Annotated in this window: 25 protein-coding genes; 12 read left to right on the plus strand and 13 right to left on the minus strand. The window is 62.4% G+C overall.

Going from position 1 to position 24,985, the window contains the following annotated elements:
- Positions 1–166: 166 nt before the first annotated feature.
- From I554_RS0115770 to gmk, 5 genes are all read left to right on the plus strand, one after another.
- Entirely contained in the window at positions 167–406 is a 240-nt protein-coding gene (locus I554_RS0115770; RefSeq protein ID WP_006020277.1) for an acyl carrier protein, read from the plus strand.
- Between the two features lie 111 nt (positions 407–517).
- Complete coding sequence (fabF, locus tag I554_RS0115775; protein ID WP_024577504.1) at positions 518–1,783, plus strand: beta-ketoacyl-ACP synthase II; 1,266 nt, start codon at positions 518–520, stop codon at positions 1,781–1,783.
- 141 nt (positions 1,784–1,924) lie between these two features.
- Positions 1,925–3,280, plus strand: a complete 1,356-nt coding sequence (mltG, locus tag I554_RS0115780) for an endolytic transglycosylase MltG (protein ID WP_024577503.1) — start codon at positions 1,925–1,927, stop codon at positions 3,278–3,280.
- Positions 3,281–3,398: 118 nt separating this feature from the next.
- Positions 3,399–4,286 (plus strand): YicC/YloC family endoribonuclease, encoded by an 888-nt coding sequence (locus I554_RS0115785; RefSeq protein WP_024577502.1) that lies wholly within the window; start codon positions 3,399–3,401, stop codon positions 4,284–4,286.
- A gap of 5 nt (positions 4,287–4,291) precedes the next feature.
- The gene (gmk, locus tag I554_RS0115790) at positions 4,292–4,948 is read left to right on the plus strand and encodes a guanylate kinase (RefSeq protein ID WP_024577501.1); all 657 of its coding nucleotides are present in this window, start codon (positions 4,292–4,294) and stop codon (positions 4,946–4,948) included.
- A gap of 35 nt (positions 4,949–4,983) precedes the next feature.
- On the opposite strand, the gene I554_RS0115795 is transcribed toward gmk, so the two are convergent.
- Positions 4,984–6,042 carry a hypothetical protein gene (locus I554_RS0115795; protein ID WP_024577500.1) on the minus strand — a complete coding sequence of 353 codons (1,059 nt, stop codon included), beginning with the start codon at positions 6,040–6,042 and terminating at the stop codon, positions 4,984–4,986.
- Between the two features lie 211 nt (positions 6,043–6,253).
- Between I554_RS0115795 and I554_RS0115800 the strand changes: the two genes are divergently transcribed.
- On the plus strand, positions 6,254–6,943 hold the full coding sequence (locus I554_RS0115800; protein WP_024577499.1) for a spermidine synthase: 690 nt from the start codon (positions 6,254–6,256) through the stop codon (positions 6,941–6,943).
- Here the strand turns inward: I554_RS0115800 and I554_RS0115805 are convergent.
- The 6 genes from I554_RS0115805 to lptG form a co-directional block, all read right to left on the minus strand.
- The gene (locus I554_RS0115805; protein WP_024577498.1) at positions 6,940–7,998 is read right to left on the minus strand and encodes an alcohol dehydrogenase; all 1,059 of its coding nucleotides are present in this window, start codon (positions 7,996–7,998) and stop codon (positions 6,940–6,942) included. The genes I554_RS0115800 and I554_RS0115805 overlap by 4 nt on opposite strands.
- A gap of 13 nt (positions 7,999–8,011) precedes the next feature.
- Positions 8,012–8,878, minus strand: a complete 867-nt coding sequence (rsmA, locus tag I554_RS0115810; RefSeq protein ID WP_024577497.1) for a 16S rRNA (adenine(1518)-N(6)/adenine(1519)-N(6))-dimethyltransferase RsmA — start codon at positions 8,876–8,878, stop codon at positions 8,012–8,014.
- Positions 8,875–9,879, minus strand: coding sequence for a 4-hydroxythreonine-4-phosphate dehydrogenase PdxA (pdxA, locus tag I554_RS0115815; RefSeq protein WP_024577496.1), 1,005 nt, complete (start codon positions 9,877–9,879; stop codon positions 8,875–8,877). Before pdxA ends, rsmA begins: the two co-directional genes overlap by 4 nt.
- A 22-nt stretch (positions 9,880–9,901) precedes the next feature.
- The gene (locus I554_RS0115820) at positions 9,902–10,831 is read right to left on the minus strand and encodes a SurA N-terminal domain-containing protein (protein WP_024577495.1); all 930 of its coding nucleotides are present in this window, start codon (positions 10,829–10,831) and stop codon (positions 9,902–9,904) included.
- Between the two features lie 181 nt (positions 10,832–11,012).
- Positions 11,013–13,484, minus strand: coding sequence for an LPS-assembly protein LptD (locus tag I554_RS0115825; RefSeq protein ID WP_024577494.1), 2,472 nt, complete (start codon positions 13,482–13,484; stop codon positions 11,013–11,015).
- Positions 13,484–14,572 carry an LPS export ABC transporter permease LptG gene (gene lptG / locus I554_RS0115830; RefSeq protein ID WP_024577493.1) on the minus strand — a complete coding sequence of 363 codons (1,089 nt, stop codon included), beginning with the start codon at positions 14,570–14,572 and terminating at the stop codon, positions 13,484–13,486. The genes I554_RS0115825 and lptG overlap by 1 nt, the downstream gene beginning before the upstream one ends.
- 445 nt (positions 14,573–15,017) lie before the next feature.
- Here lptG and I554_RS0115835 point away from each other — a divergent pair, with 445 nt between their 5' ends.
- The 3 genes from I554_RS0115835 (at position 15,018) to I554_RS0115845 (ending at position 17,874) form a co-directional block, all read left to right on the plus strand.
- Positions 15,018–16,520: a leucyl aminopeptidase gene (locus I554_RS0115835; RefSeq protein ID WP_024577492.1), complete on the plus strand. Its 1,503-nt coding sequence runs from the start codon at positions 15,018–15,020 to the stop codon at positions 16,518–16,520.
- 123 nt (positions 16,521–16,643) lie between these two features.
- Complete coding sequence (locus I554_RS0115840) at positions 16,644–17,096, plus strand: DNA polymerase III subunit chi (RefSeq protein ID WP_024577491.1); 453 nt, start codon at positions 16,644–16,646, stop codon at positions 17,094–17,096.
- 241 nt (positions 17,097–17,337) lie between these two features.
- The gene (locus I554_RS0115845; RefSeq protein ID WP_024577490.1) at positions 17,338–17,874 is read left to right on the plus strand and encodes a hypothetical protein; all 537 of its coding nucleotides are present in this window, start codon (positions 17,338–17,340) and stop codon (positions 17,872–17,874) included.
- 4 nt (positions 17,875–17,878) lie between these two features.
- Here the strand turns inward: I554_RS0115845 and I554_RS0115850 are convergent, their stop codons facing one another.
- The 4 genes from I554_RS0115850 to I554_RS0115865 form a co-directional block, all read right to left on the minus strand.
- Positions 17,879–19,750: an ABC-F family ATP-binding cassette domain-containing protein gene (locus I554_RS0115850; RefSeq protein ID WP_024577489.1), complete on the minus strand. Its 1,872-nt coding sequence runs from the start codon at positions 19,748–19,750 to the stop codon at positions 17,879–17,881.
- A 108-nt stretch (positions 19,751–19,858) separates the two neighbouring features.
- Complete coding sequence (locus I554_RS0115855) at positions 19,859–20,065, minus strand: hypothetical protein (RefSeq protein ID WP_024577488.1); 207 nt, start codon at positions 20,063–20,065, stop codon at positions 19,859–19,861.
- 202 nt (positions 20,066–20,267) lie between these two features.
- Entirely contained in the window at positions 20,268–20,513 is a 246-nt protein-coding gene (locus I554_RS0115860; RefSeq protein ID WP_024577487.1) for a hypothetical protein, read from the minus strand.
- Between the two features lie 163 nt (positions 20,514–20,676).
- A complete protein-coding gene (locus tag I554_RS0115865; protein WP_024577486.1) occupies positions 20,677–20,949 on the minus strand; it encodes a hypothetical protein in 273 nt (90 codons plus the stop codon).
- A 315-nt stretch (positions 20,950–21,264) separates the two neighbouring features.
- Here I554_RS0115865 and ndk point away from each other — a divergent pair, with 315 nt between their 5' ends.
- Both ndk and I554_RS0115875 read left to right on the plus strand, forming a co-directional pair.
- Positions 21,265–21,687 carry a nucleoside-diphosphate kinase gene (ndk, locus tag I554_RS0115870; protein WP_024577485.1) on the plus strand — a complete coding sequence of 141 codons (423 nt, stop codon included), beginning with the start codon at positions 21,265–21,267 and terminating at the stop codon, positions 21,685–21,687.
- 42 nt (positions 21,688–21,729) lie between these two features.
- Positions 21,730–22,569, plus strand: a complete 840-nt coding sequence (locus tag I554_RS0115875) for a TerC family protein (protein WP_024577484.1) — start codon at positions 21,730–21,732, stop codon at positions 22,567–22,569.
- A 98-nt stretch (positions 22,570–22,667) separates the two neighbouring features.
- Here the strand turns inward: I554_RS0115875 and I554_RS0115880 are convergent, their stop codons facing one another.
- The gene (locus I554_RS0115880) at positions 22,668–23,741 is read right to left on the minus strand and encodes an autotransporter outer membrane beta-barrel domain-containing protein (RefSeq protein WP_024577483.1); all 1,074 of its coding nucleotides are present in this window, start codon (positions 23,739–23,741) and stop codon (positions 22,668–22,670) included.
- Between the two features lie 319 nt (positions 23,742–24,060).
- Here I554_RS0115880 and I554_RS0115885 point away from each other — a divergent pair, with 319 nt between their 5' ends.
- Positions 24,061–24,264 (plus strand): cold-shock protein, encoded by a 204-nt coding sequence (locus I554_RS0115885; RefSeq protein WP_002711511.1) that lies wholly within the window; start codon positions 24,061–24,063, stop codon positions 24,262–24,264.
- A 67-nt stretch (positions 24,265–24,331) separates the two neighbouring features.
- Here I554_RS0115885 and purN read toward each other — a convergent pair whose 3' ends face one another.
- A complete protein-coding gene (gene purN, locus I554_RS0115890; RefSeq protein WP_024577482.1) occupies positions 24,332–24,985 on the minus strand; it encodes a phosphoribosylglycinamide formyltransferase in 654 nt (217 codons plus the stop codon).

Genomic DNA, 24,985 nt, shown 5'->3' on the forward strand with positions numbered 1-24,985 from the left:
CGTATATTGCCGTTCCGGCGCCAGCCGCCGTTTTCGGTGACTTCGTCCCTGTGGCGAAGGGACAGGGATGCGTGGTACGGACGGCACGAATTCGCATTTTTTCGCACCGCGAGGGGCTCGTATCGTTTTGCGGTCGAGTTTAATGGAACAAGCACGAGGTTAAACGATGAGTGAGATTGGCGAGCGAGTTAAGAAGATCGTGGTCGAGCACCTTGGTGTCGAACCCGAAAAGGTTGTCGATGCTGCGAGCTTCATCGACGATCTCGGCGCCGACAGCCTCGATACCGTCGAACTCGTCATGGCTTTTGAAGAAGAATTCGGCTGCGAAATTCCGGATGACGCTGCTGAAACCATTCTCACCGTGGGCGACGCCACGAAATTTCTCGAGAAGAACGCCAAGAGCTGACGCCAGCGCGCAGCCACGATGACACGCGGCGGGTTGTGATCGAACGACCCGCCGTCTTGCTGTCATAGTGGCTCCGATTGGCCTCAGCCGGTTGAGCCGGAAAGGAAGACTATGCGGAGGGTTGTCGTCACGGGTCTGGGCATGGTTTCGCCGCTCGCCAATGGTGTCGAGCCGACCTGGAAACGCATCCTCAACGGCGAAAGCGGCGCCGCCCGCATCGAGAAATTCGAGGTCTCCGATCTGACCTGCCAGATCGCATGCATGGTTCCGCGTGGCGACGGCAGTAACGGCACATTCAATCCCGACGACTGGATGGAGCCGAAGGAACAGCGCAAGGTCGACGATTTCATCATTTTCGCCATGGCGGCTGCGAGCCAAGCCCTCGACGACGCCAACTGGCACCCCACGACCGAAGAAGACCGCTGCGCCACCGGCACCATGATCGGCTCCGGTATCGGCGGCATCGAAGGCATCGGCGAAGCCGCCGTGATCCTGAAGGAGCGCGGCCCGCGCAAGCTGTCGCCGTTCTTCATTCCCGGCCGTCTCATCAACCTTGCGTCGGGCTATGTGTCGATCAAGCACGGCCTCAAGGGTCCGAACCATGCGGTCGTCACCGCCTGTTCCACCGGCGCGCATGCCATTGGCGATGCCAGCCGCCTGATCGCCTTCGGCGATGCCGACGTCATGGTGGCGGGCGGCGCTGAGTCCGCCGTCAATCGCCTTGCCATGGGCGGCTTCTGCGCGCTGCGCGCGATGGCCACCAAGTACAACGACAATCCGACCATCGCATCGCGGCCCTACGACAAGGATCGCGACGGCTTCGTCATGGGCGAGGGCGCCGGTGTCGTGGTGCTCGAGGAATACGAGCACGCGAAGAAGCGCGGCGCGAAGATCTATGCCGAAGTCGTCGGCTATGGCCTGAGCGGCGATGCTTATCACATTACCGCTCCCGCCGAAGACGGTGACGGCGCATACCGCTGCATGAGCGCTGCAATGAAGCGCGCCGGTGTGACGGCTTCCGATATCGACTACATCAACGCCCACGGAACCTCGACGCCACTCGGCGACGAGATTGAGCTTGGCGCGGCGCAGCGGCTGCTCGGCAATGCGGCGTCGAAGGTGTCGATGTCATCGACCAAGTCCTCGACCGGTCATCTGCTCGGCGCGGCCGGCGCGATCGAAGCAATCTTCTGCATCCTGGCGATTCGGGATAATGTCGCGCCGCCGACGATCAATCTCGACAATCCCTCCGTCGAGACGGCGATCGACCTGGTCCCGAATAAGGCAAGGCCCCGCGAAATCAACGTGGCCCTGTCGAATTCGTTTGGATTTGGCGGCACCAATGCATCGCTGGTCGTCCGGCGGCTGGCGAATTAGAGCGTTTCAAGAGTTAATAGGCTGACGGAACGGGCAAAACTGTCTTCAAGGTTTTGCCTCATTCGGACATAATTTCTCTCACGGGCGCGCGTATAACGCTGAATCGTCACGCTAAACGCCGGCAAGATTTTAGGTTGCTCAATGAGTCAGAGACCCCCCATCGCGCCACGTAGCCCGCGTGCGGCGCTCGAGCCCGAGCAGGTGCCGCAGCCGCCGAAACACTCCCAGCGCGCGCGCAGTACACTGGTCGTGGTGGGGAATGCGATCTTCACGTTTCTGATCGTCGCAATGCTGCTGGCCGGTGGTGCGTTCTTCTATGGCAAGAAGACGATCGAGGCCAAAGGTCCGCTTGCGGAAGACAAGGTCGTCAATATTCCGCCGCGCGCCGGCATGACCGACATCGGCGACATTCTTCAGCGCGCCGGCGTGATCAACGCCGACCGCTGGACATTCATCGGTAGCGTGCTGGCGATGAACGCGCGCTCCGGCCTCAAGTCCGGCGAGTATCTGTTCCAGAAGAATGCCAGCCTGCGCGACGTCATCAACACCATCGTTGAAGGCAAGGTGGTGCAGCATGCCATCACGATTCCGGAAGGTCTGACGTCGGAGCAGATCGTGGCCCGGCTTCAGGACAACGATATCTTCTCCGGCTCGCTGAAAGAGCAGCCGCGCGAAGGCACGCTTCTGCCTGACACCTATAACTTCCCGCGTGGCACACCGCGCGACCAGGTGATCCACCGCATGCAGCAGGCGCAGAAGAAAGTTCTCGCCGAGGTCTGGGCACGCCGCAACCCCGACATTCCGGTCCGTTCGCCGGAACAGCTCGTGACGCTGGCATCGATCGTCGAGAAGGAAACCGGACGCGCAGACGAGCGCAGCCGTGTCGCCGCCGTTTTCACCAATCGCCTGCGCCAGCGCATCAAGCTGCAGTCCGATCCGACCATCATCTACGGTCTCGTCGGCGGCAAAGGCACACTCGGCCGGCCGATCAAGCGTAGCGAAATCACGCAGCCGTCGCCCTACAACACCTATGTGATCGAAGGGCTGCCGCCGGGACCGATCGCCAATCCCGGCCGCGCCTCGCTCGAAGCCACCGCCAATCCCGCACGCACCCGCGACCTGTTCTTCGTTGCAGACGGCACCGGTGGCCACTCGTTCACCGAGACCTACGACCAGCACCAGAAGGGCGTTGCCAAGCTGCGCGCGATGGAGCGCCAGCAGCAGAACGACACCGTGGACGCGGACGATCAGCCGCCGGTCGCCGCCGTTCCGGCACCCGCTGCAGGCGCGCCTGCAGCTGCGGCTCCCGCCAAACCGCCCGCAAGCGCTGCACCCAAGGCCGCTCCAAAGGCGACCGCGCCGAAGGCTTCCGCGCCCGCCAGCATCATGGCGAACGAACCCGCGGCTGATGGCGCGGCCGCGCGCAAGCGCACCGCAAAACGCACCCCGGCCGCCGCACCCGCCGAGCCGGAGCCGGAAGAAGAGAAGACGCAGTAACGCGGCCTTTCTCTTGCGAGTCCGGCCGATTTCAGGGACAAGCTGACGGTTGATCCAAGCCGCTCTGGCGGCTCGCACGTCCGCTCGTTGGACCACCAGTAACGGAGACACTTTCGCGATGGCGCTGTCGAGCATGACCGGCTTTGCGCGAAGCCACGGCACCAGCGGACCCTATGCGTTCGAATGGGAATTGAAATCGGTCAACGCCAAGGGCTTTGATTTCCGGCTGCGGCTGCCGGCCGGCTGGGACGACATCGAGGTGACAGCGCGCAAGCGCGCCACTGAACTTCTGTCGCGCGGAACCGTTTACGCCAACCTCACGGTGAAGCGCACCGGTGCGGCATCCATCGTGCGTATCAACGAGGACGTTCTTGCATCGATCCTGAAGGTCGCGAGCGAGATTTCCGCGCGCACTGATGCGGTCGCGCCGAGTGTCGACGGGTTGCTCGGGATCAAGGGTGTCATCGAAGTCGCCGAGCCTGAGAGCGATGAGGCCGAAATGGAGGCCGCGCGTGCGGCTGTCTTGGCGTCGTTCGAGCAGGCACTGCAGAGCCTGATCGACATGCGCAAGCGCGAAGGCGTTGCGCTCGGCCAGATCCTTGCGCAGCGCATGGACGAGATTGAAAGCCTCACGAAACGCGCCGAGGCTGCCCCCGGCCGCAAGCCTGAGGCGATCCGGGCGCGACTCGCCGAACAGGTCGCGGCGTTGCTTGAGACGTCCGATCGTTTCGATGCCGACAGGCTCAATCAGGAAGCGATCCTGATCGCGGCGAAGGCGGACATCCGCGAAGAACTCGACCGCATCGTCTCGCACATCGCGCAGGCCCGCGAACTGCTCGGCAAGGGCGGAGCGGTAGGACGCCGGCTCGATTTTCTGGCGCAGGAGTTCAACCGCGAGGTCAACACCACCTGTTCGAAGTCGAACGACATCGAACTGACCAACACCGGCCTTGAGATGAAGGGCGTGGTCGAGCAGTTTCGCGAGCAGGTTCAGAATCTGGAGTAGCGGCCATGGCGGCGGGGGGCACCTTGAGAGGCGTTGAGCGGCGCGGACTGATGTTCGTGCTGTCGTCGCCGTCGGGCGCGGGGAAATCCACTCTGGCGCGCATGCTGATCGACAAGATGCCGGATCTGAGCATGTCGGTGTCGGTGACCACCCGCGCCAAACGTCCGGGCGAAGTCGACGGCGAACACTACTATTTCATCGACAAGCCGAAGTTCGACGCGATGGTGAAGGGCAACGAATTGCTCGAGCACGCCACCGTGTTCGACAATTCGTACGGTACGCCGCGCCAGCCGGTGGAGGACGCATTGTCTTCAGGGCAGGACGTCTTGTTCGATATCGACTGGCAGGGTACGCAGCAGCTGCGCGAGAAGGCCCGCGCCGATGTTGTGAGCGTGTTTATCCTGCCGCCTTCCGCCGCCGATCTCGAAAAGCGGCTGCACACCCGTGCGCAGGATTCGGATGCCGTGATTGCCGGACGCATGAGCCGCGCCAGTCATGAGCTGAGCCACTGGGCGGAGTACGACTACGTGGTCACCAACACCGAGCTGGACGAGGCGTATTCCCAAGTCGTGACCATTCTCAAGGCCGAGCGGCTGAAGCGTGAACGCCAGACCGGATTGTCAGCCTTCGTGCGAGATCTTCAGAAACAGCTCGAAAAGTAAGCGGCGGGTTTCCCCCGCCGCTTTAAGCATTGATCCTATGCCGCCGAGCGCTTTGAGACCCGCGCGAGCAACTCCTCGATTTCATCGGTGGTAACGTCCAGCATGCGCGGCTCGGGCAGTGCGTGAGCGTGCAGGTCGCGCGCATAGCGCGGCGCTAACGCCGGCGGCGGATTGTCTTGCAGAACCGCCGGGCCGGACTCGTTCAGATCCCAGATCTGACGGCGCTGACCATATGTGCGTTCATCCTCACGCGGCTTCGGCCGGAAGTACTTGAACAGCAGCGGGCCGACAATCGCCGCGAGCGCCAGCACGCAAACGAGAATGCTCAGCAGGACCCTGAGCGACAGGCCTTCGCCGTCCGTGGGCTGTAGCGCCTGTTGCGGCTGCGCCGGAGCCGCCGCTGTCGTTACCGGAGCTGGAGGGGCAGCTGGTGCGGGCGCAGCTGCCGTAGCGAGGCGTTCGGCGGTCAGAGCGGGAGTGGCCGGCTGCGCAGGTGCCGGTGTTGCGGCAGAGGGCTGATCGCTGGCAGAGGCTGCCGCATTCGGTTCTGGCCATCGCGTCGCGACATTCCAGCCCTGCTTGGGCGCCGTTTCAGGAGCCGGCTGCATCGCAGCCACCTGATTGTCGGCGCGCACGTCCGCGGCGGCTGGCGAAGGCATCGGCGGCCAGGTCGTTTCCGCGAGGGAGGAATCGTCGTCCGGTGCTCCCGTCGTCAGCTCCGCGCGTGCATTTGCGACTGATTTCTGAATGGGCTTCTTCGCAGCTTCCTGCTTTGGCGCAGGAGTGATCTTTGTCGGAGGCGGGGCCGTCTCTTCAGCGGCGTCTGACGACGCCGGTGCCGACGTTGCTGCTTTCTTTGTCTTCGCGACTTCGTCGGCGAGATACCAGCACTTCCGCTTGGTGCCTCTCTCGATGCGGTAGTACCAATGCGCGCCGGCCGGCGTTGCGCCCTTCGGGCCGGAGAGACATTCGTCGGCAGACTTGGCAGCGCTCTCGGGTGTTGCGGGAGCCGCCATGAGCGGCGATGTGATGCTGAAGATTGAAACGCAGCCGGCGATAGCGGCACAAGCAATTGCGGCGGTGCGGTTTGACATTCTGTCCCCCTTACGCAACACGGACCCATTCTCGGGTCGGGTTTTCCGCGACAAGTTGGGTCGGAATAGGCCGCAAATCCGGACAGGCTGGGGCAACATTCGGGCGCACGGGCAGGGCCCCACTCGCTCAATTCTGGCTGGCATTCGGGAACCCGGATGGCATAACGAGAGGCTGCCGCGCGCTGCGCTTGAACCGTCGAGGACATAATCGTTGATCCCCTGGACCCTGCTGGATACGGCGCAAATCCCTGGCGGCGGTGAGTTGCGCCTGATGCGGCGCGGCGCCGAATTCTCCATCAAGCTCGGCCAGAACGAACTGATGAACAGCCGCCTCAGCGGCTCGGAACAGGCGCTCGCCACGCTGACCTGCGAGAGGTTGCAGGGCTGCAAGAAGCCAAGGCTGCTGATTGGCGGTCTCGGCATGGGCTTTACGCTGCGCGCGGCGTTGTCGGCGCTTGATACAGACGCGCGGATTGTTGTCGCCGAACTGGTGCCGGAGGTGGTCGCTTGGGCGCGCGGACCGATGGCCGAGGTTTTCGGCGACAGCCTGACCGATCCGCGGGTGTCCATTCGTGAGAAGGACGTCGGAGCTGCGATACGTGCCGAACGGTCGGCGTACGACGCTATCCTGCTCGACGTCGATAATGGTCCCGAGGGACTGAGCCGCGAAGCCAATGACGCGCTCTACAACAGGAGTGGCCTTGCTGCCGCACATGCAGCGCTGCGACCGGGCGGCGTACTTGCGGTATGGTCGTCAGGTCCTGATCCACGCTTCACGCAGCGGCTGGTCAAGGCCGGTTTCGATGTCGATGAAATCAAAACGCGCGCCAACGGCAAGCGTGGTGGCGCGCGTCATGTGATCTGGATCGCGACCCGGCTGGGCCGCGGAGCAGGAGCTTAGTTCGTCAGCATGATGCGGCCGACAACCTTGCCGGCACGCAACTGGTCGATCCACTTCTGCACGTCGCCCATCGGCTCTTCCTTCATCGGCGTCGGCTTGACCTTGCCGGCGCGTGCGAGCGCCATCAGTTCCTGAGCCTCCGCAAGTGTGCCGGTCATGAAGCCTTCGACCGTCATGCGCTTGTAGATCCACTGCACCATCGGCAGATTGAAGTTGCCGCCCATCAGGCCCGACACGACGATCTTGCCGCCGCGCGCCACGACGGAGGTCGCAAACGCCATCGACTTCTCGTTACCGGCGAAATCGACGATCCCGTCGAAGCCGCCGTCGGTTTCCTTGATGATGCGCTTGGCGATATCGGCTTCGGTCGGATCGTAAGCGGCGGAGGCGCCGTTCTTGAGCGCCGCGTCGCGGGCCGATGCGCTGAGATCGGCGACCGTGATGGGCTGCTTGAACATCGCTTGCGCGAGCGACACGCCCATCATGCCGACGCCGCCAAGACCGATCAGCAGCAGATTGCGCTGGCGAGGCCGATCGACCAGACGTTTGAGTGCGCCGTAAGCGGTGATGCCCGAGCACATCAGTGTCGCCGCCGTATCGACCGGCACCTGGCCGTAGTCGATGAGATACTTCTGGTCGGGCACCAGCACATGGCTCGCGAAGCCGCCATCGATCGACACGCCGAGAAAGCGGTTACGCGCGCAAAGGTTCTCGTCACCGTTCAGGCAGTCGCGGCACTGACCGCAGCCGATCCACGGGAAGACGGCCATCTTCTTGCCGATCAGGGATTTGTCCGCATCGGGGCCGACTTCATCGACGACGCCGGCGATCTCGTGACCGAGCGTGAAGGGCAGGGTCATGCCGCGGGTGGTGTCGAGCTTCTTGCCATTGCCAAGATCAGCATAGCCGTCCTGAATGTGCAGGTCCGAATGGCACAGGCCGCAGCGCTCGATCCGCACCAGAACTTCCCGGCCCTGCGGCTTCGGGGTCTCCACGATGGTTTCGCAGAGCGGAGCATCGAACTTGACGAGAGACTGGCGGCGCATCTGAGCCATTGAGCTTTCTCCGTTACACTGTTTTTGATTTTGCGGCTGTTATATCCGCCAATTCGCGGGCCATGGCAACAAAGCCGGGCACTGGAATGGTCTCCGCCCGGCGGGTTGGATCGACGCCAGCGGCCGTAGCAAGGAGCGCTGGATCGACGCCGAGCGACTTGAGGCTCTGCCGCAGCATTTTCCGGCGCTGGCCGAAGGCGGCCGCGGCTACGCGCTCCAGCATGCGGCGATCGCAGGGCAGAGGTGCGGCGCGCGGAATCAGCCGCACCACGGATGACGTCACCTTGGGCGGCGGCACGAAGGCACCGGGCGAGATATCGAACAGGATCTTGGTTTCGGCCCGCCAGTTGGCGAGCACGCCGAGGCGGCCATAGGCATCGTCATTTTCACGGGCGACGATGCGCTCGGCGACCTCGCGCTGAAACATCAGCACCATCATGTCGTACCACGGCGGCCATGGCTCGGCGCTGAGCCAGTCGACCAGCAACGCGGTCGCGATATTGTAAGGCAGATTGGCGACGATCTTTGCGCGCTCGCCATTGAGATGCGGCCGCGGATCGAATGTCGTTGCATCCGCATTTACGATGGTCAGGCGGCCGGGATAGCGCTGCGCAATCTCTTCCAGTGCAGGAATGGCGCGCTCGTCGCGTTCCACGGCGATGACGCGTTTGACATTCTGCGCGAGCAGGGCGCGCGTCAGACCGCCGGGGCCGGGGCCGATTTCAACAATGGTCGCGTCCTCAAGCGGGGCAGCCGCGCGCGCGATCCGCGACGTCAGGTTGAGGTCGAGCAGAAAGTTCTGTCCCAGCGACTTGCGCGCTGACAGTTCAAAGCGGCGGATCACGTCGCTGAGCGGCGGCAGATCGTCGATGGCGCTCATTCCTTCATCGCCGCCATGCGTGCGGCGAGCCGAAGCGCTGCGATCAGGCTGGACGGGTTGGCGCGGCCTGTGCCCGCGATGTCGAACGCCGTGCCGTGATCCGGCGAGGTGCGAATGAACGGCAGTCCCAGCGTGACGTTGACGCCGTCGTCGAAAGCGATGGTCTTGATCGGGATCAGCGCCTGGTCGTGATACATGCAGATCGCGCAGTCATAGGTTTTCCGTGCAGCGGCGTGAAACATGGTGTCGGCTGGCAGCGGGCCGCGTACGTCGATGCCATCCCGCCGCAGCGCCTCAATCGCTGGCGCGATGATCGATTGGTCCTCGGTGCCGAGCGAACCATCCTCGCCGGCATGCGGATTAAGTCCGGAGATCGCGAGACGGGGGCGAGCGATGCCGAGCCGCGTCTGCAAGTCCGCCGCGACGATACGCGCGGTCCTGACGATGAGGTCGCTGGTCAGTTGCGTGATGGCGTCGCGCAGCGGCAGATGGATCGTTACCGGCACCACGGCAAGATCAGGCGACCACAGCATCATCACGGGATGAGGCACCGCACCGCTCACAGCCGCGGAGAGTTGCGCAAGGAATTCGGTGTGACCCGGATGGGAAAAGCCTGCGCGATAGAGCACGCTCTTGGCGATCGGATTGGTGACGACCGCACTGGCGCGTCCGGCGATGACGTCGGCAACCGCATGCCGGATCGAGGCGATAGCCGTCGGCGCACTGCTGTCGTCGGGCTGTCCGGGCTTCGCTGTCGCCGCCACGCGCGTTGTGACCACTGGAAGCACGTCCGCGAAAACGCCTGCGGCGTCTTCGGCGCTCGTGTCGGCGGTCGGAATGCTGACGCCCAGTATCCGGGCGCGGGCTGCGATGAATGCGCTGTCGCCGATCAGATAGAACGCGGGAAGATCGAGTTCGCGCCGCTTCAGCCATGCGGCGATGGCGATATCAGGACCGATGCCTGCAGGTTCGCCGATCGTCAGCGCCAAAGCTTTGGTCATGGCCGCAGCGCCGCCCGGAGGTTCATTTGTTACGCATCTCGATCATGGCGCCCTTGCGGACTTCCTCAAGATACGACTTCGACTTGGCTTCGTATTTCTGGTTGTAGATTTTCTCGCGCGCTTCGCGCTTGGCCGGGGTGTCGGCCTTGGTCGGCTTGCGGCTGCACAGCGCCACCATTTCAACGCCCTGCTTGGTGACTTCCGGCGGGGTCAGCTTGCCGATTGGCATCTTGTCGAGCAGCTCTCGCAGGTTCGGCGGAAGGTCCGCCGAGGTTTTTGTGAGCTGGTCGCGGATCGCCGCGTCCCGCATCGAGCGGAACAGCTCCTGCGCCTCATCGCAGGACTGGATGCGGTTGCGAAGCAATTCCGCTTCCTTGCGGCGGGCTTCGATGGCGGCGGAGCCGGAGCCGCGCGGCACGATCAGAACGATCGGACGAACGAGATACTCGAAGCTTTCGCCTTCCGATTTGCCGGCTTCGATTCCGGCGAGATCCTTTTCCGGCACGAGGAAGCTCGACTGGAACCGGCCCCGCACCAGATTGCCCCAGGTCATGTCCGCCTTGATGCGGCTTTTGAGGGTTTCAGGGCGGATGCCATGCCCTTCGAGCGTCTTGTTCAACTGCTCGGGGCTCATGCGCATGCGCGAGGCCATGTTGCCGTATGCGCCGTCGATATCCGACGACGACATGTCGAGGCCGTATCGCTTGCCTTCCTTGATCTTGAGCTTGTCGTTGATCAGCTCTTCGAGGGCTTCCTGCCGCGAGATCGCCTTTCGCGTCGTAAGCTGCGTGAGCTTGATGCGCTGGTCGATGTCGAAATTGGTAATGGCCTCGCCATTCACCATAGCCGCGACGGATTGCGCCATGAGGGCGGAGCCGAGGCTCGGCGTAACGAGAACAGCGGCGGCGAGTGAAACAGCTCGTGCTGCGCGAAGAAAAAAAGTCACGATCATATTCAGACCCGTCTTCAAATCCGTCCCTGGCGAAGGCTGGTGAGTCCAGCGTCTAGCAAATCTACCTCGCGTTTGCGGCGTCAATGCACGCGCTTGATGAATTTTCGGCGGTTCCCGTAGCCTTGCCGGATGCGCCTTGAAGCTGCAATCGCGCGGGCTTCAAAATTCCGCTACCGGGATACTACTGCGAAGCGTTGAACGAACTGGTGCCGATCGTGCGCAAGCCGATTTGCAGCATGATGCGGTGGTCGGTGACGGGAGCCGCATAGCTTGTCGATGTATAGGCGTAATCGGTGATGTAGTTCGCTGCGATAATGAAGCAGTCGTCTACATAGCCGGCGCCCACGATGTACTGGTTGATCGTCTGGTTGGTGATGTCGTAGCGCAGTCCGCCTGACAGCATCCAGTTGGTCGCAACCTTGATCGAGCCGGTTCCCACGATGCCTTCGCGGCGGGTGAGGAATCCGAGTTCAGGCTGCTTGTCGTAATTGCCGTAGAGCAGGCTCACCTGGAAGCGATCGAAATTGGCCCGGCCTTCGAGTTCGAAGCGACGCACGGCTCCCGTTGCCTCGTCGAGCCGGGTGCGGGCGATCAGGCTGTAGATCTTGTTGGGCTGATACGCGATGCGGCCAACGTAATCGGAGCGGTTGGTTTCCAGACCGCTGGCGATGCCGGTGTTGGTGAGGTCCTGCACGGCGAACGAATTCAGTCCGAACAGCTGATAGGACTGCCCGAACAGCACGTTGACGAACCCGCCGCGGTCGAACTGCGTGGTTGCCTGGACGCCGACATTGGCACGGCCACCGCCTTCGACGCGGTCGTAGCCCGAGAACTTGTCGACGCGGAACAGGTTGCTGTCGTCGAACGTAAAGCTCTGCGCGTCTTCGTTCGGGAGGCGGCCGGCGTTTGGCTCATTGGGCCGGATGATCAACTGGCCGATCGGCTCGATCGTCGTGGTGCCCCATGGCTGCACGTTGATGAAGGGATAGCGATACTCGAGGCCGACCGTCGGCATCAGGCGCGCGGTCTGGGTCGAACCGACCGGCAGGTAGTTGGAGACGCCGGGCTGGTTGTCGATGTTGGCGCTGATGACGTCACCGCGCAGCGAGGCGAACGGCGTGAAGATCTGGCCGATGGAGTCGGTGAACGACCGGCGCCATTCCACTTCGGCTGTCAGGCGTGTGTAGTCGCCGGCGACGCCGCGCAGCAGACATTGCGATGGCGTTCTGGCCCGCGGGTCAGCAGAGGTGGGCAGACACCAGCCGTTGTTGAGCGCAATCGTGGTGATCGGGTCGAACGATGCGGTCTGGCGGCTCAGGCTGGTGAAGTTCGCCTTGTAACTGAACTCGCCGCCGAGAATGTTGCGGTTGAGCACATTCGAATAGTCGATCACCGGGTGAACGACCGGAATTGTGCTCTGGTTATCGGCCGCCGAATAGCCGAGGAAGTGCATGATCCGCGCGTCGAAATAGCTGCGGTTACCGACGCCGGTGAGATAGATCTGCGACAGGCCCGTATCGGGTGTCAGCAGGAAGGAGTTGAGCGCGTTCTTGTACGGGCCGAGGCCGTAGTCGAAGAAGAACGACTTGTCGGAAACCGCAACCGCGTCCCAGCCCCAGACCCATTTGTCGTTGAGCGCGAACTGACCCTTGGTATCGATGCCGCCCCGGAACTCGCGGTCGCCGGGTTCGGCGTTGAACTGCTTCTGGTCGTCCTGGCGGATACCGTAGGCGCGGATTTCGTAAGCGCCGTTGATCAGGCGCTGACGGAATTCGCCCTGCATCAGCAGGCCCTGCTTGGTGGTGTAGCGAGGGGACAGCGTCAGGTCGTAGTCGGGCGCCAGCGCGAAGTAATACGGCACCTCGATGCCGACGCCGTAACGCGTGCTCGATGAGTAGCTCGGAATCAGGAAGCCGCTCTTGCGCTTGACCGTCGGGTCAGGCGTCGAGAAGAACGGCATGTATGCGATCGGCTGACCGAAGAACTCGAGGCGGGCGTCCTCGAAGTACAACATCTTCTCGGTCTGATTGTGGATGATGCGCGCGCCCTTGACCTGCCACAGCGGAGGCTTCTTCGGGTTGTCCTTACAGGCGGCGCAGGCAGTATAGACGCCGTTCTGGAAAATCGTGACATCGCCGTCGGTGCGGTCGGCGCGTGTCGCGGCCATGCGGGTCTGATCGGCCGTCTCCAGCCGCAGCGAATCGACAAAGCCGTCGCGATAGTCGTCCGACAGGTCGAGCATGTTGGCATAGGTGATCTTGCCATCGACATCCGTCAGCCTGACGTTGCCTTCGGCATGAAGGCGCTTGGTCTTCTGGTCGTAGATCACCTTGTCGGCTTCAAGGGTCGCGCCGTTGTAATAGATCTGAACGCTGCCGACCGCCGCGACGCGCGAGTTGTTGTAGTCGTAATTGACCTCGGTCGCCTGCACGAGCATCTGCCCGTTGCTGTCCGGCCGCGCCTGTTTCGGCGGCTTCGGAGGAAGCTGGTTGAACCGGTAGGACTGGGCAGCCGCAGGTGTTGCCACAGGACCCGCAAGCCCGGCCACCAGGCCAAGCCCCAGAACCACAGACATGAGCAGGCTTTGACGGCGCAAGCGAATGCGCCGCCTGAACGCAGGCGTTCGTCCTTGGAGGGCGGCGACAACGGCCACTACCCGTCCTCCTGGTACAGCAAAGCCAAAAATCCCGAGAGGCCGCCCACGCAAACGGGCAACCACGCGGCAGCGAGCGGATGCATCAACTCGGCCTTGCTTAAATCCTCAGTTACTTTCGACAGGACATAGAGCAGAAACCCTGCTGCAACGCCACTTAAAACCATCTTTTGCACGCCGCCGAAGCGGAAGAACCGCAGGCTTACGGCGGCCGCGAGCATCACCATTGCAGCCAATAAAAACGGGCGCGCGATGAGTTTGTGGTACTGCAGGCGGTATCCGGCTGTGGCCTGTCCCGAGTTCTCGGACGACTTGATGTAGTCGGGGAGTTGCCAAAATGACACAGTTTCGGGGGTGGAGAAGCTGTTCCGGACCTGGGCCAAGGTGAGGGTGGTGGCGATCGTGAAGGTGTCCTGCTCGATCACCGGGTTATCGAGGGTGTAGCGGCGCACCTGTTTGAATACCCATCGGCCGGGCTCGAGGGTGGCTTCCTGCGCCTCGATCCTCTCCCGGAAAATACCCGCCGTGTCATACCGGAACACCGAGATGCCGGTCAGGAGCGCGCCTTGTCCCTGACTTCGGGCGGCATTGATGACGCTCTGTCCTTCGCTGGTGGACTGATTGAGCCAGAAGCCGGCACCGTCCTGCAACGTTGGTGCGCCATCGGTGAAGATTCTCCGCTCCATGCCCTTGGCGCGTTCGAGCATCTCCGCGGACAGCGGATTGTAGATGACGGTGGCGAGCGTCCCGAGCACGAGCGCGCTAATCAGTGCCGGCGTGGTGAACTGCCAAGCCGAGATGCCGGAGGCCCGCGCGACCACAAGTTCGAGCCGGCGCGACAGGGCAAGGAACGAAACCATCGCACCGATCAGGATGCAGAATGGCATCAGCTTTTCGAGCGACAGCGGCACGCGGAACAGCGCTGTTTGCGCGACGAACAGGCCCGACACATTTGCGAGGCCGCCGGCGCGCCGCATCAGCTCGATATAGTCGACGGTAATAATCAGCACGAAGATCGCGGCAAAGGTCGCGACCGATGCGATCACGAAACGACCAGCGAAATAGCGTGCGAGGATTGTCGTCACCATGCGCGCGACCGCCTTATGCCAACGCCTGCCGCCCGGCACACCGGGCGGTCGCGAAAGGCCAAGCGGACGACGGCGCGGTCGTCCGGTAAACAGTGGTGTCGATCGACCCCATCGGGCAGCGGTATCCCCAACTCCATCCGGTATTCGCGAACTTGCCCAGACCTTTTGCAAGGCTCCCCAAGGGCACGGAATCGCATTTTCCGGCACATTCTTATTTCATAGCATCCCTTTGATTGGTCAACAAAATGGCCGACCTGAGGCCGCACCTCAAGTACGGTTAATAAAACCTCATCGTTGCTTTGGGGTGACTCTTGCAGCGGGACGTCAGGCATGCTTGGCGCGCTTGGCAGCGCGCGCCGGAAAGCGTCATAGTGCGCTGCAGAGAATCCAGCTGGATTCTCGCTCTCTTTGCTGCGCAAGCCGCGATTATCTGGAGGATTTGCCTATGACCGACGCCGTGAAGGTCGGCTTCGTACCGTTTTCCGCCGCCCCACGTGGCGTTCTGGTGGTGTTCTGCGACGATACGTTGAAATTTGGCCCTGCCACGAACAAGGCACTGGGGCCGACCGTAAATGCCATCAAGCGCGCAGCCTCGGCGAACCAGTTCAAGGGAAAGAGCGGTGCCGTGCTGGATATTCTGGCGCCTGAAGGCCTCAAGGCTGGCCGTCTCGTTGTCGTCGGTGCGGGCAAGCTCGCGTCACTCAAGGACAGCGATTTCATCAAGCTGGGCGGCAAAGTCGCGGCCAAGATCAGCGCCGGGACCGAAGCCGTGACGGTCCTCGGCGAATTGCCGTCGGGCGCAATGAAGGGATCGCAGGCTGCGCTGATCGCATCCGGCATCCGGCTGCGCGCCTATCGATTCGTGCGCTATAAGACCACGAAGAAAGACGGTGACAACGCGCCGCTGCGCGCGCAGTTCTCGATTGCGGTGGCCGATGTTGCCGCCGCGCGCAAGGCATTCGCGCCAGAGAATCATGTCGTGGACGGCGTGCTGATCGCGCGCGAACTCGTCAACGAGCCGCCGAACGTGCTTTTCCCCGCCGAATTCGCGCGGCGTGCAACGCAGCTGCGCAAACTCGGCGTCAAGGTCGAGGTTCTCGACGTCAAGGCGATGACGAAACTGGGTATGGGTGCTCTGCTCGGTGTTTCGCAGGGATCGGAGCACGACGGACGCACCGTCATCATGCGCTGGAACGGCGGCAAGCCGGGCGAGGCGCCGATTGCCTTTGTCGGCAAGGGCGTGTGCTTCGACACCGGCGGTATTTCCATCAAGCCGGCCGGCAGCATGGAAGACATGAAGGGCGATATGGGCGGTGCGGCCTGTGTTGTCGGTCTGATGCACGCACTGGCTGCCCGCAAGGCGAAGGTCAATGTGGTCGGCGCGATCGGTCTCGTTGAAAACATGCCGGACGGCAATGCCCAGCGTCCCGGCGATATCGTGACCTCGATGTCGGGGCAGACCATCGAGATCATCAACACCGACGCTGAAGGCCGCCTCGTGCTGGCCGACGTGCTCTGGTATGTCGCGAAAAAGCACAAGCCGAAATTCATGGTCGATCTGGCAACGCTGACCGGCGCGATTATGGTCGCGCTCGGCGTCGAATACGCCGGCATGTTCTCGAACGACGACGAGCTCGCGGAACGCCTGACCACCGCGGGGCAGGAGACCGGCGAGCGCGTCTGGCGCATGCCGCTCGGCCCCGAATACGACAAGCAGATCGATTCGCAGTTCGCCGATATGAAAAATACCGGCAGCCGTAACGGCGGCTCGATCACTGCGGCGCAGTTCCTCCAGCGTTTTGTCGACGACACGCCATGGGCGCATCTCGACATTGCCGGTACGGCAATGGGGGTTCCTGCATCGGATCTCAACCGGAGTTGGGGATCTGGCTATGGTGTGCGGCTGCTGAACCGGCTGGTGGCGGACAACTACGAGACGAAGAAGTAACGTTGCTTTCCGTCATTGCGAGCGAAGCGAAGCAATCCATTCTTATTGTAAGCAAGATTGGATTGCTTCATCGCTAACGTTCCTCGCAATGACGAAATGAACTCCCGGGGTTCCCCTTAGGCGATGACCGAAATCCTGTTCTATCACTTGCAGGACACGACACTTGAGAAGGTGTTGCCGCCGCTGCTTGAGAAGTCTGTTGAGCGCGGCTGGCGCGTTGCGGTTCAGACCGGATCGGAGGAGCGCGCCGAAGCGCTCGATGCGCATTTGTGGACGTATCGCGAGGATTCGTTTTTGCCGCATGGCACCTGGCGCGACAGCGATGCGATGAACCAGCCGATCGTTCTGACGATGGACGATGGCAATCCCAACAACGCCAATGTCAGGTTTATCGTCGATGCTGCGGGTCTGCCCAAGGATTGCGCAACGTACGACCGCATCGTTTTTGTCTTCAACGGCGACGATGACGAAGCGCTCGGCGTCGCCCGCGCGGCCTGGACCGACGGTAAATCGCGCGGGCTCGATTTGACCTACTGGCAGACCGACGAGCGCGGCAGATGGCAGAAGCGCGCGTAAATGTGCGATCCCGGTAATGGACGGCCGTTAATGTTACGGTCTTTTTTCGTTGACCTGGCCGGCGCTTAGCCACCATGGTGCCGCAAAGGGATGGTGGAAGGCCACGTAAGCGCAGTTATGGGCAAGGCGTTCCATTCTTGCCGCCAAAAGACGCGCAAATGATTGTTTAGGCATTTGCTTTACGACATATCCTGGTTCCCGAGCGCGCAAGAAAAGCGCTGAAGTTGGTGTGAGATCGAATTTGAGCGTCCTGCGTAAAAGCATCCATACAAGATCGTTGGTGGCCCTTGTGATCCTGGCCCCCATGGTGAGTGGCTGCGGCGGCGTCGGCGCTTTGTCGGACTTTTCGCTCAAGGACCAGGAATGGTTTGCTCGTCCGGGCAAGATCTTTAAGGGTAACAGCACCATCGAAACGCCGCCGCTGAGCGTGTCGAAAGAGGTGACGCCGAACGATCTCATCAGTTCCGATGGTCAATGTCCCGGGATGCCGGCGCCGGGGGCACCTGCCGATGCCAATGCTTCCGAAGGCCAGGTTTCCGTGGCTCCCGTCGCACTGGGCCATACCGAATGCGACGTTGCCCGCGCGATTGCCGTCGCCCCCGACAACGTCAACCTGTCGAACAACGAGCGTGGCGACCGCGTCGCGCAGATTACCTGGCGGAGCGGACCGCGCCCTGGCGCCTATACCTTCACATCAGGCCGCTTGACGGCGATCGAGCGCGTTGACGTGCCGCCGCCGGAAAAGCCCGCGCGCGGCGCGAAGAAGAAGCGAGCCTGATCTTTCAGCCCGCCGCTTCGTCGTAGGACGAACTTGCTTCCAGCCATTCATCTTCGGCGCGCTGCAACGCCTCAGCCGCACTTGCGCGAGCCTTGGTGAGCTGCGCCGCCTGCTTGGGATCCCGCTTGAATAGATCGGGCAGGGCCAGAGCGGCGTCGATCTTCTCGATAATGCCGGTGATCCGCGCGATTTCGCTTTCCGCGTTTGAAATCTTCTGCTTGAGCGGCACGCGCTTCTCGGATTTCGGTCGCGCCGGCTTGCCGTTGCCGCGTTCATGGGTGGCGCGGTCGCGGCTTGATGCCCGCATACCCCGCGTTGTCAGCACCGACCGCCGGTAGTCGTCGAGATCGCCGTCGTACGGTGTAACGGCGCGATCCGCCACGACCCATAGCTGATCGGCGCACGCCTCGATCAGGTAACGGTCGTGCGAGACCATGATGATCGCGCCGGGAAAATCGTTGATGGCTTCCGCGAGCGCAGCGCGGCTGTCGATGTCCAGATGGTTGGTCGGCTCGTCGAGGATGATCATGTTCGGGCCGTAGAACGTCGCAAGTCCGAGCAGCAGCCGTGCCTTCTCGCCGCCGGACAGCGAACTCACCTTGGTGTCGCCGGCCTTGCCGGAAAAGCCGATGGCGCCGGTGCGCGCGCGGACTTTGGTTTCCGTCTCGTGCGGCATCAGCCGTCGCAGATGGTCGTAGGCCGAGCCGTCGAGATCGAGTTCGTCGGTCTGGTGCTGCGCGAAGTACCCAACCGACAGTTTGTCGGCGCGCACGACCTTGCCGGAAAACGGCGGCAGCTTGCCGGCCAGCAGTTTCACCAGGGTCGATTTGCCGTTGCCGTTTGAGCCGAGCAGGGCGATTCGATCGTCGTTGTCGATGCGCAGCGTGACGCGGTTGAGCACGGGTTTTGCGGGATCGTATCCGACCGACACATCATCCACCGCAATAATGGGCGGCGAGAGAATCTTGTCCGGCTCTGGAAACGTGATCTCGCGGACGTCTTGCGTCACGAGAGCCGTGACCGGCTTCATCCGCTCCAGCATCTTGACGCGTGACTGCGCCTGTTTGGCTTTCGAGGCCTTGGCCTTGAAGCGGTCCACGAATGCCTGCAGCCGCTTGCGCTCGTCCATCTGCTTCTTGGCGTGCTTGGCGTCGAGCATTTCGCGGGTGGCGCGCTGTTCCTCGAATGAGGAGTAGGTGCCCTTGTAAAGCGTGAGCTTGCCGCGATCGAGGTGCAGGATCTGATCCACCGATGTGTCGAGCAAATCGCGGTCGTGGCTGATGACGATCACGGTGCGCGGGTAGTTCGCAAGGTGATCCTCAAGCCAGAGCGTGCCTTCGAGGTCGAGGTAGTTGGTCGGCTCATCGAGCAACAGGAGGTCGGGCGCGGCAAACAGCGTCGCCGCCAGCGCCACGCGCATGCGCCAGCCGCCGGAGAATTCCGAGCAGGACCGCGCCTGATCGGCGGTGGAGAACCCGAGCCCCGACAGAATGGCGGCGGCGCGGGCCGGTGCGGAATGGGCGTCGATGTCGACCAACCGCGTCTGAATATCGGCAATGCGATGCGGATCGTGTGCGGTCTCCGCTTCATGCAGCAATGCTGCACGCTCCAGGTCGGCCTTCAGCACGACATCGATCAGGCTTTCCGGACCGTCCGGGGCTTCCTGTGCAAGGCTGCCGACGCGCCAGCGCGGCGGAATCGCAATCGAACCGGCTTCAAGCGGCAGCTCGCCGCGAATGGCATGGAACAGCGTCGATTTGCCGACGCCGTTGCGGCCGACAAAGCCAACCCGCGCGCCCGGCACGATCTGCACCGTGCTCTGGTCGATCAGCAGGCGTCCGGCGATCCGGATGGATATATCGTTGATGGAGAGCATGGCGGGCTTTTACGGAACAGGCCGCCGAACGCAACAGCTTTATCGGACCATCTGGTCACGGATCGCGGCGCTTGCGGCGTGCGCGATCCCGCTTGCTAAAGGTGCGCGCTAATGCGTTTCCAGGTCGGGCACGAGCGATGGAGCTTTTTCGCCGTCGAGTTCAGGCAGACGCGCGATAAGCGCGCGCAGACGCTGCGGCATGTCCGGCGACTCGCGGCTCAGCGCATCGCGCAGTCTCTCGCCGATGCCCTGCCAGACGGCTTCGCTATGAAGGTCATCGAGACGGACGTCAGGGGCGTTCAATCGGGTCGCCATGAGCCTGCTCCAATTTATTTCAAGTTCTAATCAATACCACGGGACAATGCAGAGACCGCGGCCCAGGTTCGCGCGTTCTTCGTGCATGGTTTGAAATCGGTAAAAATTTAAATGTTCGGGAACCGGAACTCACGATGAAAGAAGCCCCCGGAACAGGGTTACTGCCGGGGGCCAAGTCTGGGGAGGAGCGGATGCGATCCGCTTAGAAGCAAACGTTCACGATCCGATAGCGAAGGCCGTACGGCGTATTGACCAGGCGCTTCACGTAGCAGCCGCCATAGCCGCCACCATAACCGCCGGCATAGAAGCCGTAGCCATGGCCCCAGTGGCCGTGATGGTGATGATGATGCCAGCCTTTCCAGCCCTTGGCCGAAGCCGCAGTGGGAAGCAGGGCAGTGGTGGACAGAGCAGCGACAGCAGCCAGTCCAAGAACGAGTTTGCGCAACATGACAAGTCTCCTTCGGTTTGACGCGGGGCGCCTTGATGTGTCCCTGCATGTCTGTCGATCCGGTTGCGCGCGCGGTTCGATCCAGGAGAAGGGTGCGACAAAAAGAACCGGCCGCTTGTGGCGGCCGGTGCAAGTTTCGGGGAAGCAGTCGTGCAGAATTTGATCAGTAGCAGCGGTTCACCAGCCGGTAGCGATAGCCCCACGGCGTCGGAACAAGACGGCGCACGTAGCAGCCGCCATAGCCGCCGCCGAAGTAAACCGGACCGCCGACGAAGCGCGGGCCGCCCCAGCCGCGGTGGAAACCGCCACCACGCCAGCCACCACCGTGCCAGCCATGTCCGCCGTGCCAGCCATGGGCAGAAGCAACGGACGGGGTGAGCGCAGCCGCGCCAAGAGCTGCAACTGCGGCGCATGCGAGAATGAGTTTGCGGATCATGGTGATCTCCTCGAATTCGGTCTGAGGCGCAGCCGGACGCCTTGCTGAATGTTCGTGGGCAACCGATGCCGGCCTACGCGGGCAAACTAGCCGCGCAATCCTGAACTGAATCGGCATGGCCGCGTCAGGCAGCATTCATCTCGATGAAATTGCAGTAAGTTTTCGGAAGGGGCTTGGCAGGCACCTGCAGCAGAGGTATCGGGTGCGGCATGCCGTCCATCCCGGGCGGGCCGCTGGTATACCAGCTTGCCGTTGCATCACCGCGCCGTTATAAGCGCGGCAACCCTTCCAACATCTGCTTTCAAGGACAGTACCATGGCGATTGAGCGCACCTTTTCGATTATCAAGCCTGACGCGACCGCGCGTAATCTGACCGGCGCCGTCAACGCCATCATCGAGAAGGCTGGACTGCGCATTGTCGCGCAGAAGCGCATTCTGATGACCCGCGCGCAGGCCGAGACCTTTTACGCCGTGCACAAGGCGCGTCCGTTCTTCGGCGAACTGGTCGACTTCATGGTTTCCGGTCCGGTGGTGGTTCAGGTTCTCGAAGGCGAGGGCGCCATCCTGAAGTACCGCGACGTCATGGGCGCGACCGATCCGTCGAAGGCTGCGGAAGGCACCATCCGCAAGGCGCACGCCAAGTCGATCGGCGAAAACTCCGTGCACGGCTCGGACGCTGCAGAGACTGCGGTGATCGAGATCGCTCAGTTCTTTTCGGGGAATGAAATCGTCGGCTGACTTGAATAACCGGTAACAACAAACGGTCGGGGGGCCCTTAACGTGAACTGGATTGCTCAGATTTTCGATCCCGCCACAATCGGCGGTCTCATCACTCAGTTCGAGAATGAGATTCAGCAACCCCAGTTCTGGGTCGCCCTGACCAAGATCATCTGGATCAACGTGCTGTTGTCCGGCGACAATGCACTGGTGATCGCGCTGGCGTGCCGCGGGCTGCAACCCAAGCAGCGCGTGTGGGGCATGATCCTGGGTGCAGGTGTCGCAGTTCTGCTGCGCATCATCTTCACCTTCATCGTCGTGACCTTGATGACGATGCCGTTCCTGAAGCTGATCGGCGGGCTCGCGCTGCTGATCATCGCGGCGAAACTCCTCGTCCCTGAAAAGGAAGACGAGGATGGCGTGCAGGCCGCAGCCCATCTGTGGGCGGCGGTACGCATCGTTGCCGTGGCCGACATCATTATGAGCCTCGACAACGTGATCGCGGTTGCTGCTGCCGCCAATGGCAGCGCCATCCTGTTGATCCTCGGCCTTGCCATCAGCATTCCGATGATCGTCGCCGGTGCGGCGCTGATCATGGCGTTGCTCGACCGCGTGCCAGCTCTGGTCTGGCTCGGTGCCGCGCTGCTCGGCTGGATTGCGGGCGAGGTGATCGCAACCGATCCCGCGGTCGCGCCTTGGCTGCATCGCGTGCTCGACGGCCATATCGCGCTCGACGTCGACACCACGTCGGCCATGTTCGGCTTTGCCAAGCACCTAAAGTTCAACGGCGAGATCGGTGAGCTGACGCTCGCAGTGCTCGGTGTGATCGTGGTGTTGGTGGTCGGCTCGATCTGGCGAAAGCGTGCATTGCGCGAGCAGCAGGAAGCGCCGGCAGCAGCGTAAACGACGCTCAAGGTTCCAGAAATGAAAACGTCCCGGTGAAAGCCGGGACGTTGTCGTTTGGGGCAGATTGCTGCCGCGCGATCCCCGCGCTCAGCAACTCACCACTTCAGCTCGACGCCGACAGTGCCCTGGTGTGATTCAAAGCCGCTGCGGAACCTGCCGTCATAGTTAGCGTAGAGCCTTGCCGTGTTGCTCAGGATCCAGGACGTGGCGGCGCCCGCGTCGGCGCCGTTCCGGCTTTCGCGGATGCCGGCGACGCCGATGGCGTTGTTGCCGAGGCTGACCTGCACGGTCCCGATGTTCTGCGTGAAGTTATCGACGAACTTGCCATAGACGGACACGTCGATCGCCTGCTGGCCGACGATCCAGTAGTGCCCGAATTCAGCGCCAGCCAGGACGCGGGCACGCTCGCCATGGCCATCGGCAACGGTCACAGGAAGAAATCCTCCGGATTCGGAGAATCTGTCGGTGCGGGCGGAGACGTATTCAAGGGCCACCTTCGGCACGATGCGGCTCTGGCCGAAGGCGTAGGTGTAGTTCAGTTCGCCAAGCACGCCGTCGATGCTGCCGCGATAGTTGGCATACGCGCTGCCGAGCGGCGTCGCGCGGATTGAACTGATCCTGGCAAAGCCATGAACAGCGGCCATCGCTACGGTCCACGGTCCGTTGAGGTAGGAGGCGTTGACGCCGAGCTGAGTCATGCCGAGCGTCGCGCTTTGCAGCGCTAGCGGCACGTCGATCCATGTCTGGCTCTGATCGGCGGAGAAGCCGACGTTCAGGCCGGGCGCGACGGTCGCGCCAATGCCGCCAACCACGCCGAGCGTTCCACGCTTGTCGCCGACAAAGGTCCCTTGCGCAGCCGTGCGTGCGCGAATGCCGTAGGTTTCGGCCCATGTCCGGTACTGAGGCTCGGCGGTGCTTTGTGATGCGCCGCCGCCGCCGGAATTATCCCGCGCGGCATATCCATAGGTCGCTTCGCGTCCGAGCCGCTGCAGAAAGCTGCTGCCAAGGTCGAACTGTGCGGCGTTGACGGAGAGCTGGGAGTTGTTGTCGGTGACGCCCGGGGTCGGCGGGATGAACTGTGCGCTGGCGCTCGATGCTGTGCACAGGGCGACCCCGGCCACCGTCACGTGCAGCAGCTTTTTCCGGCCCATGCTCGCTGACAGTGTCATCAAAAGGGGAACTCAAAAGGATTTGTTGCAATAGCGTTATGCGATTTGCCCCGAATCCGCCGCTTGCGTCAACGCACCGCCATGCCGGCCGCGGGGCATTCGCACCCGCTGTGGTGCTGCGGCCACAGGCGTTTGTGGTGTTTTGCAGTCTTGCTAAGCCGAAATTTTCGTGTTGGGATTGTGGCTGCAATCGGATTTGGGCCGTTCGGCTGTGGACTTGGAAGACACGACATTCTGCAAAACATTTGAAGCCCGCTAGCGGCGTGGCACGCGATGAGCGTGACCGCGCCTTTTTTATATCTGGACGAGGAGACGGACGTTGGCAAAAGGTACGGTGAAGTGGTTCAACCCGACCAAAGGCTACGGGTTCATTAAACCGGCGGTCGGTGACAAGGACGTGTTCGTGCACATCTCGGCGGTCGAGCGCGCCGGGCTTTCGACCCTCAATGAAAATCAGACGATCGAGTACGAACTGGTAGAAAATCGCGGCAAGTCATCTGCGGAAAACCTGAAAGTTTCCTGACGTCGCGATTCGACGGAATCTGATGCTCCCCCGGCCACCAGCCGGGGGGTTTTGTTTGATGCGCTATCTAGCTGACAGCTGGAACGATCAGCGCAGTGTCGGGGCCGGCATCGCCGGTCTTGCAAATCCCGCTCATCAGCCGCGTGCGGCCGCTGGCGACGAGGCGGAGTGCATCCGGATAAATCCGGTGCTCAACGCCAAGCACCCGAGCAGCCAGCGTATCCGCCGTATCGTCTTCATGTACACCGACAGCGCCCTGCATGACGATCGGCCCCGAATCCATTTCGGGCACCACGAAGTGCACCGTCGCGCCGTGAATCTTCACGCCGTCGGCCAGAGCTCGCTCATGGGTGTGCAGTCCCTTGTAGGACGGCAACAGGGCCGGGTGGATGTTGAGCATTCGGCCGTCCCACTGCTTGACGAACCATGGTGTCAGCAGGCGCAGGAATCCCGCGAGGCAGACGAGATCGATATCGTGAGCCAGCAGAACGCCGTGCAACGCGCGCTCGAACGCTTCGCGGTCCTTGCCGAACGGCTTGCTCTCGATGGTCTCGGTCTTGATCCCGGCAGCGCTTGCCTTTGCCAATCCGCCGGCGCCTGCAATGTTTGAGATCACCAGAGCGATCTGCGCCGGATAGTCCTGCGCGGCCGCGGCCTCGATCAGCGCGGTCATGTTCGATCCGCGCCCCGAGATCAGAATGGCGACGCGGCGTCGTGCCAT

Origin of the sequence: Afipia sp. OHSU_II-C1 (assembly GCF_000497575.1) — a bacterium.
Lineage (GTDB): Bacteria > Pseudomonadota > Alphaproteobacteria > Rhizobiales > Xanthobacteraceae > Afipia.

What these genes read in the sequence shown, in the direction of transcription:
- I554_RS0115770 (WP_006020277.1), top strand. Translation starts at nt 167, where the DNA reads ATGAGTGAGATTGGCGAGCGAGTTAAGAAGATCGTGGTCGAGCACCTT.
- fabF (WP_024577504.1), top strand. Translation starts at nt 518, where the DNA reads ATGCGGAGGGTTGTCGTCACGGGTCTGGGCATGGTTTCGCCGCTCGCC.
- mltG (WP_024577503.1), top strand. Translation starts at nt 1,925, where the DNA reads ATGAGTCAGAGACCCCCCATCGCGCCACGTAGCCCGCGTGCGGCGCTC.
- I554_RS0115785 (WP_024577502.1), top strand. Translation starts at nt 3,399, where the DNA reads ATGGCGCTGTCGAGCATGACCGGCTTTGCGCGAAGCCACGGCACCAGC.
- gmk (WP_024577501.1), top strand. Translation starts at nt 4,292, where the DNA reads ATGGCGGCGGGGGGCACCTTGAGAGGCGTTGAGCGGCGCGGACTGATG.
- I554_RS0115795 (WP_024577500.1), bottom strand. Translation starts at nt 6,042, where the DNA reads ATGTCAAACCGCACCGCCGCAATTGCTTGTGCCGCTATCGCCGGCTGC.
- I554_RS0115805 (WP_024577498.1), bottom strand. Translation starts at nt 7,998, where the DNA reads ATGGCTCAGATGCGCCGCCAGTCTCTCGTCAAGTTCGATGCTCCGCTC.
- rsmA (WP_024577497.1), bottom strand. Translation starts at nt 8,878, where the DNA reads ATGAGCGCCATCGACGATCTGCCGCCGCTCAGCGACGTGATCCGCCGC.
- pdxA (WP_024577496.1), bottom strand. Translation starts at nt 9,879, where the DNA reads ATGACCAAAGCTTTGGCGCTGACGATCGGCGAACCTGCAGGCATCGGT.
- I554_RS0115820 (WP_024577495.1), bottom strand. Translation starts at nt 10,831, where the DNA reads ATGATCGTGACTTTTTTTCTTCGCGCAGCACGAGCTGTTTCACTCGCC.
- lptG (WP_024577493.1), bottom strand. Translation starts at nt 14,572, where the DNA reads ATGGTGACGACAATCCTCGCACGCTATTTCGCTGGTCGTTTCGTGATC.
- I554_RS0115835 (WP_024577492.1), top strand. Translation starts at nt 15,018, where the DNA reads ATGACCGACGCCGTGAAGGTCGGCTTCGTACCGTTTTCCGCCGCCCCA.
- I554_RS0115840 (WP_024577491.1), top strand. Translation starts at nt 16,644, where the DNA reads ATGACCGAAATCCTGTTCTATCACTTGCAGGACACGACACTTGAGAAG.
- I554_RS0115850 (WP_024577489.1), bottom strand. Translation starts at nt 19,750, where the DNA reads ATGCTCTCCATCAACGATATATCCATCCGGATCGCCGGACGCCTGCTG.
- I554_RS0115855 (WP_024577488.1), bottom strand. Translation starts at nt 20,065, where the DNA reads ATGGCGACCCGATTGAACGCCCCTGACGTCCGTCTCGATGACCTTCAT.
- I554_RS0115860 (WP_024577487.1), bottom strand. Translation starts at nt 20,513, where the DNA reads ATGTTGCGCAAACTCGTTCTTGGACTGGCTGCTGTCGCTGCTCTGTCC.
- I554_RS0115865 (WP_024577486.1), bottom strand. Translation starts at nt 20,949, where the DNA reads ATGATCCGCAAACTCATTCTCGCATGCGCCGCAGTTGCAGCTCTTGGC.
- ndk (WP_024577485.1), top strand. Translation starts at nt 21,265, where the DNA reads ATGGCGATTGAGCGCACCTTTTCGATTATCAAGCCTGACGCGACCGCG.
- I554_RS0115880 (WP_024577483.1), bottom strand. Translation starts at nt 23,741, where the DNA reads ATGACACTGTCAGCGAGCATGGGCCGGAAAAAGCTGCTGCACGTGACG.
- purN (WP_024577482.1), bottom strand. Translation starts at nt 24,985, where the DNA reads ATGGCACGACGCCGCGTCGCCATTCTGATCTCGGGGCGCGGATCGAAC.